This window comes from Streptomyces sp. NPDC088116, from assembly GCF_044741745.1.
In the GTDB taxonomy this organism is placed as follows: Bacteria; Actinomycetota; Actinomycetes; order Streptomycetales; family Streptomycetaceae; genus Streptomyces.
In genome coordinates this window covers 260,243-277,244 of sequence record NZ_JBIUTF010000003.1, presented here as the reverse complement: position 1 = coordinate 277,244, position 17,002 = coordinate 260,243, and the positions used below count along the sequence as shown (strand labels likewise).

Annotated in this window: 12 protein-coding genes and 1 pseudogene; 9 read left to right on the top strand and 4 right to left on the bottom strand. The window is 68.1% G+C overall.

Features of this window, described 5'->3' with window-relative positions; all coding sequences use genetic code 11:
* The first annotated feature begins 29 nt into the window (after positions 1 to 29).
* A complete protein-coding gene (locus ACIOJD_RS13745; RefSeq protein WP_401912309.1) occupies positions 30 to 908 on the top strand; it encodes an LLM class F420-dependent oxidoreductase in 879 nt (292 codons plus the stop codon).
* A gap of 118 nt (positions 909 to 1,026) precedes the next feature.
* Entirely contained in the window at positions 1,027 to 2,556 is a 1,530-nt protein-coding gene (locus ACIOJD_RS13740; protein ID WP_401912306.1) for a GMC family oxidoreductase, read from the top strand.
* A gap of 152 nt (positions 2,557 to 2,708) precedes the next feature.
* Here ACIOJD_RS13740 and ACIOJD_RS13735 read toward each other — a convergent pair whose 3' ends face one another.
* Positions 2,709 to 4,169: an aldehyde dehydrogenase family protein gene (locus ACIOJD_RS13735; protein ID WP_401912304.1), complete on the bottom strand. Its 1,461-nt coding sequence runs from the start codon at positions 4,167 to 4,169 to the stop codon at positions 2,709 to 2,711.
* A gap of 257 nt (positions 4,170 to 4,426) precedes the next feature.
* On the opposite strand from ACIOJD_RS13735, the pseudogene ACIOJD_RS13730 reads away from it, so the two are divergent.
* Positions 4,427 to 4,603 (top strand): annotated as a pseudogene (locus ACIOJD_RS13730) (ATP-binding protein); the annotation flags it as partial.
* Between the two features lie 51 nt (positions 4,604 to 4,654).
* Here the strand turns inward: ACIOJD_RS13730 and ACIOJD_RS13725 are convergent.
* Entirely contained in the window at positions 4,655 to 5,752 is a 1,098-nt protein-coding gene (locus tag ACIOJD_RS13725; RefSeq protein ID WP_401912302.1) for a terpene synthase family protein, read from the bottom strand.
* Positions 5,753 to 6,515: 763 nt separating this feature from the next.
* On the opposite strand from ACIOJD_RS13725, the gene ACIOJD_RS13720 reads away from it, so the two are divergent.
* Together ACIOJD_RS13720 and ACIOJD_RS13715 are read left to right on the top strand one after the other, a co-directional pair.
* A complete protein-coding gene (locus ACIOJD_RS13720; protein WP_401912300.1) occupies positions 6,516 to 6,815 on the top strand; it encodes a hypothetical protein in 300 nt (99 codons plus the stop codon).
* A 384-nt stretch (positions 6,816 to 7,199) separates the two neighbouring features.
* The gene (locus tag ACIOJD_RS13715; protein WP_401912298.1) at positions 7,200 to 8,057 is read left to right on the top strand and encodes a hypothetical protein; all 858 of its coding nucleotides are present in this window, start codon (positions 7,200 to 7,202) and stop codon (positions 8,055 to 8,057) included.
* Positions 8,058 to 8,250: 193 nt separating this feature from the next.
* Here ACIOJD_RS13715 and ACIOJD_RS13710 read toward each other — a convergent pair whose 3' ends face one another.
* Positions 8,251 to 8,991 (bottom strand): SDR family NAD(P)-dependent oxidoreductase, encoded by a 741-nt coding sequence (locus ACIOJD_RS13710; protein ID WP_401912296.1) that lies wholly within the window; start codon positions 8,989 to 8,991, stop codon positions 8,251 to 8,253.
* A gap of 542 nt (positions 8,992 to 9,533) precedes the next feature.
* On the opposite strand from ACIOJD_RS13710, the gene ACIOJD_RS13705 reads away from it, so the two are divergent.
* The gene (locus tag ACIOJD_RS13705; protein WP_401912294.1) at positions 9,534 to 10,616 is read left to right on the top strand and encodes a polyprenyl synthetase family protein; all 1,083 of its coding nucleotides are present in this window, start codon (positions 9,534 to 9,536) and stop codon (positions 10,614 to 10,616) included.
* Positions 10,617 to 10,720: 104 nt separating this feature from the next.
* On the opposite strand, the gene ACIOJD_RS13700 is transcribed toward ACIOJD_RS13705, so the two are convergent.
* Positions 10,721 to 12,247 carry an ABC1 kinase family protein gene (locus ACIOJD_RS13700; protein WP_401912291.1) on the bottom strand — a complete coding sequence of 509 codons (1,527 nt, stop codon included), beginning with the start codon at positions 12,245 to 12,247 and terminating at the stop codon, positions 10,721 to 10,723.
* A gap of 493 nt (positions 12,248 to 12,740) precedes the next feature.
* Between ACIOJD_RS13700 and ACIOJD_RS13695 the strand changes: the two genes are divergently transcribed.
* The 3 genes from ACIOJD_RS13695 to ACIOJD_RS13685 all read left to right on the top strand — a co-directional run bounded on the left by ACIOJD_RS13695 (position 12,741) and on the right by ACIOJD_RS13685 (position 16,988).
* Positions 12,741 to 14,651: a 1-deoxy-D-xylulose-5-phosphate synthase gene (locus ACIOJD_RS13695; RefSeq protein WP_401912288.1), complete on the top strand. Its 1,911-nt coding sequence runs from the start codon at positions 12,741 to 12,743 to the stop codon at positions 14,649 to 14,651.
* A complete protein-coding gene (ispG, locus tag ACIOJD_RS13690) occupies positions 14,648 to 15,844 on the top strand; it encodes a flavodoxin-dependent (E)-4-hydroxy-3-methylbut-2-enyl-diphosphate synthase (RefSeq protein ID WP_401912285.1) in 1,197 nt (398 codons plus the stop codon). Before ACIOJD_RS13695 ends, ispG begins: the two co-directional genes overlap by 4 nt.
* 151 nt (positions 15,845 to 15,995) lie before the next feature.
* Positions 15,996 to 16,988, top strand: a complete 993-nt coding sequence (locus ACIOJD_RS13685; RefSeq protein ID WP_401912283.1) for a 4-hydroxy-3-methylbut-2-enyl diphosphate reductase — start codon at positions 15,996 to 15,998, stop codon at positions 16,986 to 16,988.
* The last annotated feature ends 14 nt before the right edge of the window (positions 16,989 to 17,002 follow it).

The window sequence follows — 17,002 nt, the reverse complement described above, 5'->3', positions numbered from 1 at the left end:
GTGGGGTCCCCCAACCATGGGAGCAGCGCATGAGACTGGGAGTCACCATCGCCGACTTCACCTGGCCCGACGGACCGCGCTCCATCGCCAGGCATGTCACCGAACTGGCGCGAGCGGCGGACGACCTCGAATTCTCCCGCATCGCCGTGATGGACCACTTGTTCCAGATCGGCATCGTAGGTGCGCCCGAGCAGGAGATGCTCGAGGCGTACACCACACTCGGCTTCCTGGCGGCATCGACCTCGCGCGCCGAACTCCTCACTTTGGTGACCTCCGTCGGCTACCGCGAACCCGGTCTGCTGGCGAAGACGCTGACCACCTTGGACGTTCTTTCAGGAGGCCGGGCGGCGCTCGGCATCGGAATCGGTGCCCCTTTCAACATCGCCGAGTCGCGGGGGCTGGGGCTGCCCTTTGCACCGGTTGCAGAGCGGTTCGAACGTCTGGAGGAAACGCTCCAGATCTGCCTGCAGATGTGGAACAGCGACGACGAGCCCTATCAGGGGAAGCACTACCGCCTTGAGCGCACGCTCAACTCGCCCCCCGCAGTGCGCGACCCGCGCCCTCCGATCCTGATCGGAGGATCCGGGGAAAAGAAGACACTTCGGCTCGTGGCCCAGTACGCGGACGCCTGCAATCTCTTCCACGGTCCGGACCTCGGGCACAAACTGGATGTGCTGCGCGGACACTGCGACGCGATCGGCAGAGACTACGCCACGATCGAGAAGACGGTCATGCTCCCGCTCATACCAGGCGTACGCGGCGAGCGCATCCCTGCCCTCCTCGCTGAACTCGAGCGTCTCGGCCGGCTGGGATTCGACCACGTCATCGGTCCCGTGCAGGGGCCCGATCAGCTGACTGCGCTGACGCTGCTGGGAGAACGTGTCGTTCCGGAGGCCATGGGCATGTAGGCGGCCGACCGGCCACCGGCCAGGGACAACGACACAGCGAAGCAGCGGATCAACGCAGGCATCCGCATCGACACCTGAACTTTATTGCTTTGAAAAGCACGTAGCGCTGGAGATATCTGTGAGCGACAACAACACTGCTGACATCCATGGCACCACCGTGCTCGTCGTGGGCGGCGGGTCGGCCGGGGCCGTGCTGGCGGCCAGGCTCAGCGAGAATCCGCAGCGACGTGTCCTGCTCATCGAGGCAGGACCGGACTATCGCGACGGAGACTTCCCGGAAGAACTCCTGAACCCCCACATCCTGGCTCACCCGAGCCACGACTGGGCCTACAGCGCTCGGGGCTCCGAGCGCGCTCCGCTCATACCTGCGCCCCGTGGCCGGACCATGGGCGGCAGCTCCTCGGTCAACGCCGGCGTGTTCCTCAGGGCCCGAGCCTCGGACTTCGCCGCCTGGGATACTCGCCACGGAATCAAGGGTTGGTCCTACGAGGACGTCCTCCCCACGTTCAAGTACCTGGAGAACACATCGGCCGGGGACGACGGATTCCACGGGCGCACCGGCCAATTCCCCATCAGGCAGTGGGACTACGAGGAGCTGTCGTCCCCGCTGAAGGCTTTCGTCGACACCTGTGTCGGCCAAGGCTTTCCACGGAACGACGACTTCAACGGCGCCGAGCAGTACGGATCGGGCGGCTACCCGGTCAACATCGTGGACGGCATCCGCCAGAACACCTCGCTGGCGTATCTGACGCCTGAGATCCGCCGCCGTCCCAACCTCAGAATCCTCTCGGGCATCACGGTCGACACCGTGCTCATCGAGAACGGCGTGGCGCGAGGAGTGGTGAGCGACTCGGGCACCGTCTACCGTGCTGAAGAGGTCGTACTGTCCGCCGGCAGCTATGGCAGTCCCGCCATTCTGATGCGCTCGGGAGTCGGCCCGTCGGCCCATCTGCGGGCCCTGGGAATCGACGTGGTGGCCGATCTGCCGGTGGGCCGGCGCTTGCAGGACCACCCTTTCTTCCACTCACTGTTCGCGCTTGCCCCTGAATACCAGACGATGACAGCGGCTTTCCAGGCCCACCTGTGGTTCGCGTCGCGCGAAGCATCCGAAGCCGAACTCGACCTGAGCATCGTCGCCACCCACCTGCTGGACGGCTCGTTCAGCCCCACGGGAGGAGCGGTGCTGCTGGCGGCCGCGGTGACCCGCCCGGACTCTCGCGGCTCCGTCTCACTCGCGGCCAGGGATCCGCACGTCGCTCCCCTCATAGACGACAACTACCTGTCGGCGCCAAGAGATCTGCGTCGCATGCTGGAAGCCGTCAAGCTCGTGCGGAGCATCGCCGGGAGTACACCTTTCGCGCGCGCGGTCACTTCCGAACTCGTCCCCGGGGACGCGGTCCGCAGTGATGATCAACTGGCGGAATTCCTCATGCAGAGGATCGCCTCCTACGGCCACCCCACGTCGACAGCGCCCATGGGCGGCTCGGACGACGAATGGGCCGTCGTCGACAAGTTCGGTGCGGTCAAGGGGCTGGGAGGGTTGCGTGTCGTGGACGCATCGATCATCCCTGAAGTCCCGTCCGCGCCGACGAACGCGACCACGATCATGCTCGCGGAACACATCGCGCATCGCGTTTACAAGCACTGACGTCCCGTCGCAAGAACTGATCAGAACCCCTCGTGCACAACGCGGATGGCCCCGTCACCTCACGGTGACGGGGCCATCCGACGTATCGCGTCGAACCACCTCGTGTGGGGGATTCCCGCTCTCGACGGCTTCTCAGAACGCTGGACGACTTCTCAGAACGGGAGAGGCCGCTGATCACTCGTGGCGTTGATCCAGATGACGTCCGAGAAGTCGTTGAGGGCATCCGGGCCGGTGCGCCCCCAGCCACTGTCGCGGACGCCGCCCATGGGCGCGTGGATCTCGTCGTTGACGGTTGACGAATTGACGTTGACGATGCCGTGCAGCAGCGTCGGTGCCAACTCGAAGCCGCGGTAGGTGTCGCCCGTCAGGATCGAGGAGGTGAGGCCGTACATGGTCCGGTTCGCGACCTGTACGGCTTCCTCGGGGGTGTCCACCGGCTCGACGATGACCAGCGGTCCGAACGTCTCCTCGTTGGAAACGGTGGCGTCGTAGGACACGTCGGTGAGAATGGTCGGCTGGTAGACGAGACCCTCGTGGGTGCCACCCGTGTGGAGCGTGGCGCCCTTCTCGACAGCCTCCTTGACCCGCGCATCCACGAGGTCGACCGCCGCCTGGTGGACCAGCGGGCCGATGATCGTAGTCGGGTCCAGGGGGTTGCCCGACGGCAGCGTCTTCGTGCGGGCGACGAACTTCTCGAGGAACTCGTCGTAGATCCCGCGCTGAACGATGATCTTGCGGGTGTTCAGGCAGATCTGCCCCTGGTGGAAGAAGGCACCGGCGGTCGCGGTGCGCACGGCGTAGTCCATGTCCACGTCGTCAAGGACGATCATGGGGTTGTAGCCGCCGAGTTCCAGAACCGTCCTCTTCAGCGTGCGGCCGGCTCGTTCCGCGAGCATCCGGGCCGTGTTCACTCCGCCGATGAGGTTGATGACGCGCACGTCCGGGCTGGCGAAGAACTCGTCGGCAATGGCCGCCGCGCCACCGGGGGCGTGGGGGACCACATTGATCACACCGGGCGGGAACCCTGCCTCCTCCGCGATCTCGGCAACCATCAGGCCCGCGGATATGGGGGCGAACTCGGACGGCTTGACCACGACCGTATTGCCGGCGGCGAGCGGGTTGAGCACTGCCCGCCAGGACAGGATGTTGGCACCGTTCCACGGCGTGAAGCTCGCCACGACTCCGAGTGGGCGCCGCACCCCGATGGAATGGGTGTTGGGCACGTTCGACTGAAGGACTTCCCCCTTGGGCAGGAAGACCCAGGCGGCCGCCTGCTCCAGGGTGGCGGCGACGCCTTCCTGCTGGAACGTCGAGAACGGAATGGTGCTACCGGTCTCACGCGCCAGGATTTCCGCGATCTCCTTGCTCCTGCGGCGCACGATCTCGGCGGCGCGGAAGAACAGCTTCGCCTTCTCCGCCGGCGGCAGAGCGGCCCAGGCGGGGAACGCATCGGCCGCGGCCTGAATAGCGATACGGGCTTCCTCCGCTCCCGCGTCGGCGACGCGCGCGAAGACCTCACCGGTGTAGGGCTCGTAGTCTTCGAAGACCGCACCACCCTTCGCTTCGCGCCACTGACCACCGGCGTAGTACTTGCTCACGGGTACATCGGACATGGCTATCGCCCCTCAGCAGTAACTTGCTTGCGTCAGCAATTACAATTCTCTTCCTGACTCCTGTCAACCCGGGCCGCCGGCCAAGGCCCGACGGGATGGATGTGGTGAACAGCCCGTCCTGCGCGGGCCGGTGCTGTTCGACCGGGCGGTGGAGACTGTGCACGCCCGAGGCTTCTCGGTGTTCACCGAGGGCGGCCCGCACCCGAAACCGCCGGCCGCGCATCACGACCCGCACGCGACGAAGGCCGCGGAAAGGCAGCGCAGGCGATGCCGGCTCGCGTGGCCTGGTCCTGGCCGAGGGCCTCCTCGCCGCCTGCTCCACCCGCATCATCTACCGCCAGGAACCCGGCCAACTCACCGCCGTCGCGTCTTTGTTCGGCCTGACCGGCGTCGAAACCCAGCCTGTGTCCGCTCCGGCCAAGGGCCGGGGCCTGGCGACCTGCGGTGTACCGCGGGGCGGGGGCATGGGTTTCCGCCGGGGCCGGTCACGTGCGCAGTTGTTGCCACCACCAGGCGATCGAGGGGCAGGGCAGGGGTTCGGTGCTGGGGTCACTGGGGTGGTCGGTGAGTGTCAGAGGGATGGGGGCGGGATTCGGCGGGGGGAGCTGGGTGCGGGATGTCACAGCGGTGTAGCGGGCAGAGTGCGCGCCCCAGTCGAGGTTGGAGCGGATCGCGTGGGCGAGGTCCGCGACGTAGGCCCTTCCGGGGGCGCTCAGCCTGGGCTGTTCCTGCTCGCGCAGCCTCACGAAAAGTGTCGTCAGACGGTCTCGCAGGGCCACGGCCTGGTGAACGGCCTGCTCGGGCGGGCAGTCGTTCAGCCGGGCGAGCAGCATCACGATGTTGAGTTTGGTTTTGTCGATGAGCAGTTCGCGGTTGTAGGAGAGCAGATCATTGTCGAGGGCCATCATCAGGAACGACGACTCCTGCAGTGCGCGCATGGCGGGAGAGTGGAATTCGGCGCCGGGGATCTCCTCCCCGGCGGTGATCTCCGACCAGGACAGGCTGGCGGCGCCGCCGGCGTTCAGCATCCGCAGGTGCAGGAACTCGTCCAGGCTGGCGAGAGCGGGGGCGGCCATCCCCCACAGGATGGCGTGGAACCATTTGCGGTGGGCCTCGCCGAGCCGGTAGAGCTGGGCCGGGGTGGCGACGGCCTGTACCGAGGACATGAGTGACTGCAGCGCGGCGATGGGGCCGGTCTGATCTGCGGCCGGTTCGGTGGCCGGGGACTCCATGACACGGAGCAGGTGGCTGGTGAGGCCGATCGCCGAAGCGAGCTTGGTGGGGGTGACGGCGGTTTCCATGCGAACGTCGTCGACGTAGAAGATCCAGTGCAGCCATCGGGCGGTGAGTACGACGCGGTCGGTGATGCCCTGGGGATAGATGCGACTCATCGCCTCTGCGTAGTTTCGCGCGATGACCCAGGCCCGGTCGATGTCGCTGGTGTAGAGGCGGTAGCGGTCGAACCAGATCTGGGCATCGCGCTCGATGCTTTCGCGCTCGGGGTGAACGGCCGCGTCGATGGGGCAGTACAGCGGCGGCACTTGAAGCGCCTGCGGGGCGGTCGTGTTCGAGGTCGTGTGCATGACAAGCTCCGTCGTGGTGTGGAGTGATGAGGGCGGCGTTGTTGCGGGCTCGTATGACGCCCCGGTGCGGGGTGCCGGTGGGTGAGACTCAGGGCAGACCGCCGGGGCCGGCGCAGCACGTTCAACGGCTGCCACGGCGGTCCGGCCTGCCCGAGGTGAGGGTCGGTGGTACGGGAGTGGGCGGGGCCGGCCGGGTGCGAGGTCGCCGAGTGGGATCTCGAGTTCACCCGAGTGAGTGGCCTTTGAGCTGGGCTGTCGTGTCCGGATGGGCTTTGTCAGGATGCGCGGGCGTGTGGGGGGCGGCTCAGTACTCTGGTGGCCGGGGTCCACAGGGCGCTTTCCTCCAGGGCCCGTTGGGCGATGGGACCCGGTAGGTGATCGTCTTGTCGATGGCTCTCGGTACCCGGTGGCGGTCAGCACCGCCTTGCTCATGGCACCGATCCCGCAGTCACCCGGGCCGACCCCAGTTGATTCGTGCAACCAGGATCACCTCGGCCGCAACCTACGGGAAGGGAGCGCAGGACCGTGTCTGACGTGAATATTGGTCCACGATGTACGCCCCGGGCGTGTGGGGCCAGTTCGTACGCCTATGGGCGGCTCGCGCTCCCGCGCTCGGCCCTCGATGCGCGGTGCTGTCGTGCTCCGCACGCCCCGTAGCCGGGGTTGTCACAGGGCTCGGAGTGGAGTGCGCTCAGAAAGCCGACGAACATCTTTCACCAGAGCGGTCTTATACGGCGGAACCGAGCAGGAGGAGCAGCCTCTCATGAGCGAACCCTGGCCTCGTCACGCCATCGTCAAGTTCGCCGGCACCGTCGTGGACGGTTTCAGGGACCCTGCCTACGGTCTCCTCGACTGTGCGGCGCGGGTGGACGGCAAGTTGCGGGAGACGGTCATCGTTCTCCTGGACGAGGAGGACAAGGACACTGCCGGCACCCACGTGGCCGCCCGGGGCGAAGAGGCCCAGGCGGAGGAGCTCCGCCGGGTGGGGGCGGAGTTGGCCGCTCTGCGGGAGAAGATCGGCCGCCTGGTCGGGACCGCGCCGCCCGCGCGGGAGTGCGGGTAAGGAGCAGGCGGGAGGCCGGCCCGTGGTGGCACGTGGGTGACCGAACAGGACGCCCCGGGCCCGGCTGAATCTCTCGCTGCACCGCTATAAAGAGGGGGCGGGGTCTTACACTGCGGGCACCGGGCAGGATTCGCGTGTCCAATATTCGTTCATCCCTCTTCGCGTTCTGCCACCCTGTTGCCCAGCGAACCGATGGCAGTCAGGGGGGAGAAGGTGACGACACCCGCCACGCCAGGTAGCGATCCGCCTCAAGCCACACCTCCGTCGGGGCCGCTTCCCGACGCGACAACGCCATCTTCCACCCAGGACACGTTCGCAAGCGGCGTCGCAGAAACTCTCGCGCCTGGTGCCGGGGCACTGACTGGATGGAAACGGTGGCGGCACGTGGCCCTGGCGCTTGCAGTGGCCGTCTGTCTGTCCACGCTCGCTCTTGGGGGCGAGGAACTCTGGAACCGGTGGCGAGCCGACGAAAACGTCCGCCAGGATGACGCGGCTCAGTCCCGCTTCGACGACACCAAAGCACCCTTCACAACCGTCGTGGAGCGTCTCGCTGAAGATGAGTACCAACCCGATCTCCTCATCGACCGTCCCTTCACGCCGACCGAACTGCGCAAGGTTCTCGCGCTCGATATGAGGGATTCCGGAGACATCGAGGAGTTCGACTCGATGATGGCGAAACGCGAGGCGCGACGCGTGAACGGGCCATCTTGGGCTACCGCTATGCCCGCCACCGCGAGCATCTACCAGCTGAACATACACAGCGAGAAGGACGACCCCCTGACCATCAACGGCCTTGAAGCGACGAACGTTCGATGCGGAGACATCTCCACCGCAAGGACCGTGATCAGGTTCCCCCACCAGGGCGAGATCAGTGCGGCCGGCCTGCTGCTGGATCTGGACTCTCGCCCCAAAACCCCGATCAACACCGACCAGGACGCACGCGACGCAGGTAAGCCGTACTTCTCGCGTCACGGGATCGCCGTCGGTGGTACCCAGTCACCGGGGCTGGTGAGACTTGAAGCAGCAACGGGGATGGCGCGGTGCACGTTCCATCTCAGAGCCCGCTTTACAAATACGGACATGGAGCGGCATTCGACGGTCATCACCAACGATGGACAGCCCTTTGTCGCCGAGAGCGTCCCTCAGCGCCCGGAGCAGGCGATCATCTTCAGTATCCCGGACGGATCGTTCGTCGACTGTTCACAGCGGTCGGTCTCAGGGTGCAGCGAGTTCCGGAAGTGATTGCCGAGTCCAGACCGACCGGACAGGACCTAAGGGCTGTCCCGTAATCCCTGGTGGATCGGCGTGCGGCGTCGGATGCGGTGCATCGCAAGGCGGAGGGGCGTCCGCATACTGGATGTATGTGGACGTTCCGACGACGCGGCGAGGCGCCGTAGCTGTCGTCGTGCGCCCGCCGGGGATTGCGGGACAGCCCTCAGGCGATGGCGGGCTCGCCGCCCCGGGCCTCCAACACCGTGCCGGTGATGTAGGAGGCCTGGGGGGAGACCAGGAACAGCACCGCCTCGGCGATCTCCGCGGCCTCCGCGGGCCGGCCCAGCACGGTGGCCCGGGTCACCGTGCGCAGGGCGTCCTCGCCCATCTCCGCGGTGCCGGGGGTACGGGTCGGGCCGGACCTTACGGCGTTCACCCGCACGCCCCGGGAGCCGAACTCATCGGCCCACACCCGGGTCAGCGACTCCAGCGCCGCCTTCGACGCCCCGTACACCCCGGCCCCGCGGGCCGGGGTGGTGGCGGCCATCGTGCTCAGGCTGACGATGGCCCCGTGGCCCCGCGCGGCCATGGCCGGGGCGAGCGCGCCGACCAGCAGCAACGGGGCGCGGGTGTTGATCGCCATATGGGTGTCGAACATCTCGGCCGTGGTGCCCGGGGTGTCCTCGAAGCGGTAGATCCCGGCGTTGTTGACCAGCACGTCCACGTCGCCGGCCGCGGCCGCCAGTCGGCCGACGTCCGCTGGATCGGAGAGATCCGCCGCCACGAACCTGCCCCGCCCGCCCCCGGCGGAGATCTCCTCGACCACCTCCGCGCCCCGGCGGGCGTTCCTGCCGTGGACCACCACCTCGGCACCCAGGGCCGCCAGACGCACCGCGACCGTACGACCGATCCCGGCGGTGGCACCCGTGACCAGGGCTCTGGCACCGGACAACTCCGTACTCATGCGATCACTCCATCGCCCGACGACTCCTCGGCAACGCTCCTCGGCGGCCGACAGCCGAGTTCTACCGCAGCCGCGGACACCCTGGTCGCAGGCCGTGCCGGGACTGCGCAACGATTCGCCACCCCCGCCCGAAACGCGTAACGGGCATTCATGTGATCGGCAGCGGTGTTGTCTCCGGAGCTGCGTCTTCCCTCCCGAGGGAGTGAAGGGCGTAGTTCCGAGGACGTCCGTGCGTCGAGCGCCGGAGGTTCGCGCTCTACAAGGAGCGGCGGAGACGGCGGACCATGGGGAATTGGATCCTCCGCTGCCGGCGAGGGAGCCTGGGCCTCGTGCCGCATGGCTCGGCCCGGACACCACGGGGCCGGGGTCATGCGTGGGCCGAGCCCAGAGCACGACGAACCCGGAGTATGACGCACCCGGAGCTCCACGAACCCAGTGCACGACGAACCGTGCGCCGCTGCATTCTCGATGTCTCGCCGGAGCTTCCGTCTCCATCGACCCGCCGACCGATTCCCTGCCCCAGGAGGCATCATATGATTGTCATGGGCACGCCATATTCCGCCCTGGAACCCGAACACGTACCCGCGGCCGTCGAGACGCTGCTGTACGAGTTCCTCGACGAGCAGATCCGTGACGCGGTCGATCTGCCTGAACTGGCTTTGTTCGCCGGTCTGTTACGGGACATGATCGCGGCCGGAGGCAAGCGGATCCGGCCCGTGCTGTGTGTCGTCGGCTGGCAGGCGGTGAGCGACCGGCCGCCCCCGCCGACGGTCTGGCGGGTGGCCGCCTCGCTGGAGCTGTTCCACCTCTTCGCCCTGATCCACGACGACATCATGGACGCCTCGGAGACCCGGCGTGGAAAGCCCACGGCTCACCGTCTCCTCGCCGCCCGCCACCACGACCGGGGCGACGCCGACACCCTCGGCGTCAACGCCGCGATCCTCCTGGGCGACCTCGCACTGGGCTGGTCCTACGAACTCCTGCGCGCCACCCACCTCGGCCCCACCGCCGAGCAACTCAGCCGAATCTGGCCCCTGCTGAACGCTCTGCGTACCGAAACCCTCGTCGGACAGTACCTCGACCTCCTCGGCGCCGGACCGGTCTCCGCCGCACTCCCCGACACCGCCGCCGCGCGCCGTGTCATCCGCTACAAGACCGCCAAGTACACCTGCGAGCGCCCCCTGCACCTCGGGGCTCACCTCGCCGGGGCCGACACGAACCTGCTCGCGGCACTGTCGGCGTACGCCCTGCCGCTGGGCGAGGCGTTCCAGCTGCGCGACGATCTGCTGGGCGTGTACGGAGCCCCCGAGCGCACCGGGAAGTCCGTCCTGGACGACTTCCGCGAGGGCAAACACACCGTGCTGGCCGCCCTCGCCCTCCAGCGCGCCACTCCGGCACAGGCACGCGTCCTGCACGCCGGCCTCGGCAACCGGGCCCTCACCCCGGCGGAAGCCTCGGAGATGCGCCAGGTCCTCACGGACACCGGGGCGCAAGCCACCGTCGAGAATCTGATCAGCGAGCGATACGAGCAAGCGCTGGCCGCCCTCGACCACGCACCCCTACGGCCCGCGGCCGCCGGCATCCTGAGAACCATGGCGACTGCCGCGGCCAGCCGAGCCGCCTGACCGTCACCTCACGCCGAACCTTCTCAAACGGGGGACCAGCCGGCGACGACCGCCGACGCATCCGACACCCTGGCCGGCGCGTTCGGCCGACTGCGCAACGACCGTTACCGCGCGGTGCGGGACTGGCGCCACCACAGGACCACCAGGGTGAGCAGTGCCGCGTCGCGCATCCGGTGGGAGGCGCCTCCCAGCAGTGCCCGTGTGGGCGCGCCTTGGGAGCGGGCGACGTTCACCGTCAGTTTGTGTTCGGCGAGGTCGCGGATGATTCCACGGAGTTGCTGGGGTGTCCGGGTGGTGTCGTCGATGCCTTCGAGGAGGGCGTGGACGGCTTGCGCGCCGGACGCGAACTTCTTGATGTGCCCCTGGACGATGGGGACCAGCTCCGTCTCGAACACGTCGAGGAGGGAGAGTTCGGGGCTCAGGTAGCGGATGGATCCTTCGACGTTGGCGAAGGATTTGCCCAGGACGGCGATCATGGTGTTGGTCTTGATGCCGCGTTTCGTCGAGCGTTCGAGGATCGATGTCAGGGTGAGACCGAAGTCGAGGTCCTCCAAGGACGCGGCCGCGACCTTGGGGACGAGCGCGACCATGTCGGCGCAGAAGGCGTTGACCTGGGCCCACGGGGTGGCGTCGCCGAGCTCGATCCACGCATGCGCGAGGGCCGTTCCGTCGTTCTGGGCGACGCTGAGCAGGACACGCAGAAGGTGGGTACTGAGGGAGCGGTCTATTCGTCCGACCATGCCCCAGTCGATGAGGTACGCGGGCGAGCCGGGGTGGACGAAGATGTTGCCCGGGTGGGGGTCGCCGTGGAACCAGCCGTCGAGGAAATAGCCCTGGTACATGAACGCGAGCAAGTCACGGCCGATATCCGTCCGTTGCTGGACGGTGAAGGCCGCCGGGTCCGCTTCCCGGATGGAACAGCCTGGGGCCAGCGTCTGGATCAGCACCCGGGGCGTGGCCCTGATGACGTCCGGTACGGCGATGTGCTTGAAGCCGGACGCCGCCTTGGCGGCGATCTTCATGTTCCTCGCTTCGAGGACGAAATCCAGCTCCGGGCGCATCGCGTCGAACAGCACGCCGAGCATCGCTTCGAAGTCGATGACCGCGTTGAGACGGGGCGCCCGCCGCCCGGCGAACCGCGCGAGCCTGGTCAGCAGTCGCATGTCGGCTTCCATCACCTCGCGCACGCCCTGCCGCTGGATCTTCACCGCTACGGGCGTGCCGTTCGCGAGTTCGGCCCGGTAGACCTGCGCCAGGGATGCCGTACCGATGGGGTCCGCCGTATCGATGTGGCGGAAGCCGGCTGCCCAGTCCGGCCCCAGTTCACCGGCCAGTACCGGTTCGAATTCCGCGAACGGGCTGGGCGCCACGTGATCGTGGAGCTTCTGGAACTCCTCGACCATTTCCGCGGACACCATGTCCGGCCTGGTCGACAGCATCTGCCCCACCTTGATGTACAGCGGGCCCAGGCTCTCCAGCGCGTGCCGCGCGGCACGCGCTCGCGAGCGTGCCTCGTCCCCGTGGTCCCGCCCCGCGCCGTCGCCGAGCCTGTGTACCGTACGCCCCGTCTCCTCGGCCGCCAGACGCCCGAGGGCCTTGATGATCTTCCCCGCGCGGCGGCTGTTCCCCATGGGCAGCTCCAATGGCTCGCATGACCGTGGACAATGGCGTCGGAAGGGATCCCGCGCCGGCCTTGGCTGTATGCGGCTGGCGTACACCCGGGGTGCAGCATGTCCGTTGCGCACGTCGGCCACCCTCCCGCAGGTGGAGCGCACGGTGTCGCGAAGGACGTGCGACGAAGCGGCGCACTCCGGCGCTCGAACGCGGGCCGCTGGAAGTTCCGGCACCGCGGGCCGCGGAAAAACCGGCGTACCTCCTGGACCGATCCGTGGGCGTCGCCGCCCGGGTGACAACCTGTATGACAAACGGGCTGCCCAGAGCGTGGTGCACCCGGTTGCGCCGAGGCGCACTCCGTAGAACGCGGCGGGCTTCGTGCGCGGGTCGTATGTCACCTGTACACGCCGTGGGCATGTGCCCGCATTCTGTCAGGTACACGCCCATCCACCTTCTGTCAGGATCGCGGGCCTCGTGCGCCCTCCTGGTCCCGGATGAGAGGCACGCCGTATGGCCACGACCGCCGCGCCCCCCTTACCCTCGTCCGCCGGACCGGCACATCCGCTCCTGGACTCGATCACCACCCCGGAAGACGTCCGTCAGCTGCCGGCCGCACATATGGATCAGCTGGCCGCGGAGATCCGAGCGTTCCTCATCGAGAGGGTGACCACGTCGGGCGGTCATCTGGGCCCGAATCTGGGCGTGGTGGAGCTGACGCTGGCCGTGCACCGGGTTTTCGATGTCGAGGCCGGCGACACCGTCCTCTTCGACACCGGCCACCAGTCCTATGTTCATAAGCTGCTGACCGGCCGCCGCCACGGGTTCGGCACACTGCGTCAGGCGGGCGGCCTGTCCGGCTACCCCGCCCGGTCCGAGTCCCGTCACGACTGGGTGGAGAATTCACACGCCTCCACCGCTCTCTCGTATGCGGACGGCATGGCCAAGGCCCGCCACCTGTCGGGGAATACGGGGCGGGTGGTGGCGGTGGTCGGGGACGGCGCTCTGACCGGCGGCATGGCGTGGGAGGCGCTGAACAATCTCGGGGCCGCCTCCGAGCGCCCGGTGGTCGTGGTCCTGAATGACAACGGGCGTTCCTACGCCCCCACCACCGGCGCGCTGGCCGCGCATCTGGCGGCACTGCGCACGTGCGGCAGGGAAGCGTACGGCACGGAGGCGTACGGCACGGACGCGTACGGCACGGACCTCGGCGGTACAGAGGCGGGTGGCCGCAACCTGTTCACCGATCTCGGCTTCGCTTATCTCGGTCCGGTCGACGGCCACAACGCTCCAGCCCTGGAAGAGGTCCTCGTCCGGGCACGCGACCTGAACCGCCCCGTCATCGTGCACGCGCTCACCGTGAAGGGCAGAGGGCACCCTCCGGCGGAGGCGGACGAGGCGGACCGGATGCATGCGGTCGGCCCGTCCGCACCCGCCCGGGTTCCGGCCCAGGTCGCACCTCGTCCGTCGTGGACCAGCGTGTTCTCCCGTGCCCTGCTCGAACTCGGCTCGGAGCGGCAGGACCTGGTGGCGATCACGGCGGCGATGGGTGGTCCCACCGGGCTCGCCCCGTTCGCCGAGCGGTTCCCGGAGCGGTTCTTCGATGTGGGGATCGCCGAGCAGCACGCGGTGACCTCCGCGGCGGGGCTGGCCATGGGCGGGCTGCACCCTGTCGTCGCCGTCTACGCCACCTTCCTCAACCGTGCCTTCGACCAGGTCCTGATGGACGTGGCCCTGCACCGTCTACCGGTGACGTTCGTGCTGGACCGGGCGGGGATCACCGGCCCGGACGGGCCGTCGCATCACGGCATGTGGGATCCGACTCTCCTCGCGGCTGTCCCCGGCATGCGCCTGGCCGTCCCACGGGATGCCGCCCAGTTGCGCCGGCTGCTGGGGGAAGCCACCGCCTGGCGGGAGGGGCCGACCGCGCTGAGGTTCCCCAGAGCCACCGCCGGTGGCGACATCCCCGCGTTGCACAGGGAGGGGCCCGTCGATGTCCTGTTCGCGTCCGGGATCCGCGACGTCCTGCTCGTCTCCCACGGCCCGCTCGCCGTCCCATGCCTGGAAGCAGCGGCCAGGCTGAACTCGCTGGGCATCCGAGTCACCGTCTGCGATCCACGCTGGGTGCTGCCGATCTCCCCCGAACTCCTTCAACTCACCGCCGGCCACCGACTGGTTCTCACTGTCGAGGACAGCCTCCGCACCCATGGTGCGGGGAGTCTGCTGGCCGGTGCGTTGCGCGACAACGCCCTCACCACCCCTCTGCACACCCTCGGCCTGCCCACCGCTTTCCTCCACCACGCAAGCCGCGAACAGCTTCTCGCCGACACGGGGCTGACGGCTCATCAGATCATCCAGGCCGTTCTGCGAGCCCGCGCCGGCCTGCTCCCCCACACCCCTGCTCCTGACGGGAACAGCCCATGACCACCGTCGACCTCCCCATCCCGCCGTTGCCCTGCCGGACCACCCCCACAGACCCGCCCACCTCAGCGACGGCTCACCCATTCCTGGTGCGCCGCCCCACACGGCAGATCCATGTCGGCCCCGTCCCGGTCGGCGGCAGCGCTCGCATCACCGTGCAGACCATGACGACCACCCTGACCGCGGATGTGGACGCCACCCTGCAGCAGATCGCCGAAGTCACCGCCGCGGGCTGCGACATCATCCGCGTCGCGGTCCCCTCCCAGGACGACGCCGACGCCCTCCCCCGCATCGTTAAGCGGTCCCCGATCCCGGTCATCGCCGACATTCACTTCCAGCCCCGCTACGTCTTCCAGGCCATCGACGCCGGCTGCGCCGCCGTCCGCGTCAACCCGGGCAACATCAAGAAGTTCGACGACAAGATCGCCGAGATCTCCACTGCCGCCTCCGCCGCGAACGTCCCGATCCGGATCGGGGTCAACGCGGGATCACTGGACCCCCGCCTCCTCGCGAAACACGGCAGAGCCACCCCGGAGGCCCTGGTGGAGTCCGCGCTGTGGGAATGCTCGCTGTTCGAGGAACACGGCTTCCAGGACCTCAAGATCGCGGTCAAGCACCACGACCCGCTCACCGTGATCGCCGCCTACCGGCAGCTCGCCCAACAGTGCGACTACCCACTCCACTTGGGCGTCACCGAGGCGGGCACCGCTCTGCAGGGCTCCATCAAGTCCGCGATCGCCTTCGGAATCCTGTTGAACGAAGGCATCGGGGACACCATTCGTGTGTCCCTGTCCACCAACCCGGTGGAGCAGGTGAAGGCCGGCTGCCACATCCTGGCCTCGCTCGGCCTGCGCCCCCGCAAACTGGAGATCGTCTCCTGCCCCGGCTGCGGACGACTCCAGGTCGACATCCACAAGTTGGCCAGCCAGGTGGAGGCCGCCTTCGACGGATTCCCCCACCCCCTGCGCGTCGCGGTCATGGGCTGCGTCGTCAACGGCCCCGGCGAAGCCCGCGAAGCCGACATCGGCGTCTCCTCCGGCAACGGCAAGGGACAGATCTTCGTCCAGGGCAAGACCGTCCGCACCGTCCCCGAAAACCAGATCGTCGAGGCTCTGCTGGAAGAAGCGCTGAAGCTCACCGACACGACCGGTGCCGACGAAACCGGCCAAGCGGCGAGCCGGGTCGGTGCACCGTGACGACTGTGGCCATGGCCCCCGTCCGCAGCCCAGCCCTCGTCGCCGCGCCTCAACCGGCCTTGCCCGCCTGCTCTGCCTGCCTTGCCTGCCCTGCCCTGCCCGCCTGCTGCCTTGCCTGCCCTGCCTGCCTTGCCACAGGAAGCCGAGCCCGATGATTGAACCACCAGTCCCCGACCGCCGGGTCCTTCTCGCCGCTCCCCGTGGCTACTGCGCGGGCGTGGACCGCGCCGTGGTCGCCGTCGAAAAAGCCCTCGAACAGTACGGTGCGCCCATCTACGTGCGCCACGAGATCGTCCACAACAAGTACGTCGTACGGACCCTGGAGAAGAAGGGCGCGATCTTCGTCGATGTGACCGCCGAGGTCCCCGAGGGCTCCATCATGATGTTCTCCGCGCACGGCGTCGCCCCTCATGTCCACGCCGAGGCCGCCGAGCGCGGACTCGCGACGATCGACGCGACCTGCCCCCTCGTCACCAAGGTCCACAAGGAGGCCGTCCGCTATGCCGAGGAGGACTACGACATCCTCCTGATCGGCCACGAGGGGCACGAAGAAGTCATCGGCACCAGCGGTGAGGCCCCCGACCACATCACCCTGGTCGACGGCCCCGACGACATCGCGGACATCTCCGTACGCGACGAGTCCAAGGTGGTCTGGCTCTCCCAGACCACCCTCTCGGTCGACGAGACCATGGAGACGGTCGACGCCCTCAAGGAGAAGTTCCCCCATCTGACCTCGCCGCCCAGCGACGACATCTGCTACGCCACTCAGAACCGCCAGACCGCCGTGAAGAAACTCGCCTCCCAGGCCGAGTTGGTCATCGTCGTCGGCTCCACGAACTCGTCCAACTCCGTTCGCATGGTCGAAGTCGCCCGCCAGGCGGGCGCGCCGGCCGCCCACCTCGTCGACAACGCCGACGAACTCGACGAGACCTGGCTCCGGGGCGTGCGGACGGTCGGCCTGACCTCCGGCGCCTCGGTCCCCGACGTCCTGGTCGACGGCGCACTGAAGTGGCTCGCCGAACGCGGATACGAGGACGTCGAGACGGTCAGGACGGCAGACGAATCGATCACCTTCAGCCTCCCCAAGGAACTCCGCCGAAACCTGCGTGCCGAGGCCGCCGAGCGGCCCCGGCGTACCGCCTGACAGCAAGCCAGGCA

Excerpts from the sequence above, each read along its gene's own strand:
- ACIOJD_RS13700 (WP_401912291.1), bottom strand. The coding sequence starts at position 12,247 with ATGGGGAACAGCCGCCGCGCGGGGAAGATCATCAAGGCCCTCGGGCGT.
- ACIOJD_RS13735 (WP_401912304.1), bottom strand. The coding sequence starts at position 4,169 with ATGTCCGATGTACCCGTGAGCAAGTACTACGCCGGTGGTCAGTGGCGC.
- ACIOJD_RS13745 (WP_401912309.1), top strand. The coding sequence starts at position 30 with ATGAGACTGGGAGTCACCATCGCCGACTTCACCTGGCCCGACGGACCG.
- ACIOJD_RS13685 (WP_401912283.1), top strand. The coding sequence starts at position 15,996 with ATGATTGAACCACCAGTCCCCGACCGCCGGGTCCTTCTCGCCGCTCCC.
- ispG (WP_401912285.1), top strand. The coding sequence starts at position 14,648 with ATGACCACCGTCGACCTCCCCATCCCGCCGTTGCCCTGCCGGACCACC.
- ACIOJD_RS13725 (WP_401912302.1), bottom strand. The coding sequence starts at position 5,752 with ATGCACACGACCTCGAACACGACCGCCCCGCAGGCGCTTCAAGTGCCG.
- ACIOJD_RS13695 (WP_401912288.1), top strand. The coding sequence starts at position 12,741 with ATGGCCACGACCGCCGCGCCCCCCTTACCCTCGTCCGCCGGACCGGCA.
- ACIOJD_RS13720 (WP_401912300.1), top strand. The coding sequence starts at position 6,516 with ATGAGCGAACCCTGGCCTCGTCACGCCATCGTCAAGTTCGCCGGCACC.
- ACIOJD_RS13705 (WP_401912294.1), top strand. The coding sequence starts at position 9,534 with ATGGGCACGCCATATTCCGCCCTGGAACCCGAACACGTACCCGCGGCC.
- ACIOJD_RS13710 (WP_401912296.1), bottom strand. The coding sequence starts at position 8,991 with ATGAGTACGGAGTTGTCCGGTGCCAGAGCCCTGGTCACGGGTGCCACC.